Source organism: Paraburkholderia sp. SIMBA_030, from assembly GCF_046535245.1.
Lineage (GTDB): Bacteria > Pseudomonadota > Gammaproteobacteria > Burkholderiales > Burkholderiaceae > Paraburkholderia.
This window is the reverse complement of sequence record NZ_JAWRXB010001389.1, coordinates 1-244: the sequence shown is the minus strand read 5'-3', so window position 1 is coordinate 244 and position 244 is coordinate 1. Positions and strand designations below refer to the sequence as shown.

Here is a 244-nt window from a genome sequence, read left to right as displayed (position 1 = left end):
AGCGCACCGACTTCCCCGGACAGCAGACGGAACAGCACGACCGGGCGGCCGAGCAATGTGCGCGCGACAGGTTTGTCCGTCAGTTCGGATGACAGCGCGGCGACCCACCATCGGTCGATAGGAAACTTAGTAGTATTGATTAGTGGTGCGGCATGATGCGCCATTGATCGTCTCCAGTATTGTGGTTTTCCGCCGCGCGCCGCGCGGTCCGTCTACAGATCGAGTACCAGCAGGTCGGTTCGCG

General features: G+C 61.1%; 1 pseudogene. It reads right to left on the bottom strand.

The features are described 5' to 3' along the window. Window positions 1–164 (bottom strand): annotated as a pseudogene (locus tag SB772_RS44595) (aromatic ring-hydroxylating dioxygenase subunit alpha); the annotation flags it as partial. Window positions 165–244: the final 80 nt, after the last annotated feature.